1 protein-coding gene is annotated in these 2413 nt (G+C 45.9%); it reads left to right on the top strand.

Going from position 1 to position 2413, the window contains the following annotated elements:
• A partial coding sequence (locus tag AC1DUA_RS33860) for a choice-of-anchor I domain-containing protein (protein ID WP_477503916.1) occupies nt 1–2367 on the top strand: 2367 nt, incomplete at its 5' end.
• Nucleotides 2368–2413: the final 46 nt, after the last annotated feature.

The raw sequence follows: 2413 nt of genomic DNA, 5'->3' as shown, positions 1-2413 counted from the left end.
ACTGTCGACATTGCTTCAAAAACCCTTTTATCCGTAAAAGGATTGGGCTTCAAGGATTTGAATCTTCCAGGCAACTCACTGGATCTCGTGAAAGACAATGCGATTAAGTTTGAGAATGTTCCTTTTTACGGCATGTACATGCCAGATGGTATTTCCACGCAAACGATCAACGGAGTTCCGTATATCTTCACTGCTAATGAGGGAGATGTTACAGAATGGCCGGGAGTTAGAACGAATGGAAGCACGATTGGCGCAATGAAAGGCAGTTTGGTACCAAACTCAGCGGCAGCAATTTTCCTAGCCGGTAAAACTGAATATGACGGTGTTGAGGTTGCTGGTGATATGGGCCATGACAGCATCTATCTGTATGGCGGACGTTCCTTCTCGATCTGGCAAGCTAATACGATGGATCAAGTCTACGACAGCGGCAATGAGTTTGAGAAAGTAACGGCACAACGTCTGCCTAACAATTTCAATGCAAGTAATAGTAAAACCGCTATGGATGATCGCAGCCCGAAAAAAGGTCCTGAACCTGAAGATATTAAAGTTAGTAAAGTCGGAAGTAAGGTTCTAGCTTTTGTAGGATTAGAGCGCATAGGTGGGATTATGACTTATGATGTTACGGATCCAGTCCACGCGAAATTTATTAACTACACGAACTCGCGTGTATTTACTCCTAAAGATAACTTGAACACGGATACTGGTCCTGAAGGTATTGAATTCATCCCTGCGTCCATTAGTCCGAATGGTAACCCGCTCCTGCTAGTTGCTAATGAGGTGGGCGGAACTGTAGCGGTGTATCAGCTGAACGTTCAAAAAGTTACCTTGGATAAGACCATGTTATCTGTATCGGAAGGTACGGCTTCAACAAAACTGACAGCAACGGTAGCAGACTCACAAGGAAATGCTGTCACTTCAGGTACCGTACAATGGAGTTCATCCAATCCTTCCGTTGCTACTGTGAGTGCAGAAGGGATCGTATCTTTCGTAGCCTCCGGAAGCGCAGTGATCACTGCTATTAGCCCGGATGGGTATGGGGCAGCAGAAGCCAGCGTAAGCGTATATTCTACGAGTACGAGTCACGATGATAAAGGAAACGGAGGTACGCCAGCGCAATCTGGGCCAACGACTCCATCTACAGGACCAACTACGCCTAGTACTAACGATGATAAAGCAACAATTACTCCTTCTGTGGAAAAAGACAGCAAGGGAACTTCTATAGCTAATGTTTCTGTCGCTCAAGTAACACAAGCTTTGAAAGACATGACAGAATCGACAAGTAAATCGACTGTACTTGAGATCAAAGCAACAGCAGATGCAACTTCGAATCAAGTGGACGTGAAGCTGCCTGCAGAAGCAGTGAGTAAAATTGCAAGCAGTTCAACAACAGAAATTAAGATTGCAGCAGGCATCGGGCAAGTTTCTTTTGACAAGCAGGCCGTATCTGCAATCTCCTCAGCCGCGTCAACAGGCGAGGTTTCGATTTCCATACGCAAAGCAGATGTGAATGACATTACGCAGAATATGGATGCCGCGGCAAGAGAAGCAATCAAGGAGGCAGTGAAAGATCGTCCGATCTTTGACTTTACAGTCACTGCAGGTGGTAAAACAGTTTCCAGTTTCAATGGAGGATCGGCTCAGGTCGAGATTCCATACACACCATCCGCTAATGAGGATGTTAATGCAATTGTAGCTTACTACATCGCAGATAACGGTGAGATTGTTAAGGTAACAAATAGCCACTTTGATTCTGTTACAGGAACATTAAGCTTCAATGTGAAGCACTTCTCCAAGTATGCTGTTGGCTATCAGAAAGCAGTTTACAAGGATACAGCTTCGAGCTTCGCAAAAGATTACATTACGTACCTATCAGCAAGAGACATTCTGAATGGTGTCAGTGAAGATGCGTTCGCTCCGGAAGCGGATATAACCAGAGCCGACTTCACTTTGATCCTCGCTCGTATGGCTAATGCGGATGTAAGCTCTTATACAGGCACAGGCTTTACAGATGTCAAAGCAGACAGCTATTATGCCAAAGCCGTACAATGGGCGGCTGAGAAAGGGATTACGAGCGGCGTACGCGCAGGCGAATTCGATCCTCAGTCGAACATTACTCGCGGCCAGATGGCAGCTATGATTACCCGCTTTGCTTCCCTCACGGGCTATACATTGCCGAAGGTAACGCAGGCGACAGATTTCGCAGATCAATCGGCTATTCCTACTTATGCTGTAGAAGCAGCGAAGTCTCTGCAACAAGCCGGGATTATATCCGGTAAGTCCGGGAATCTCTTTGCACCGCAAGATACAGCAACACGTCAAGAAGCGGCTAAAATGCTGGCAATTCTTTTACAATTGATGGTGAAATAAACAGCAACTTCATACAACTCCCCTTCGGCAAGAGCTTAGGGGAGTT

This window comes from Paenibacillus sp. 01T422, from assembly GCF_056398785.1.
Note: the sequence above shows the minus strand (reverse complement) of the source record. Positions and strands in the feature narration are given on the sequence as shown.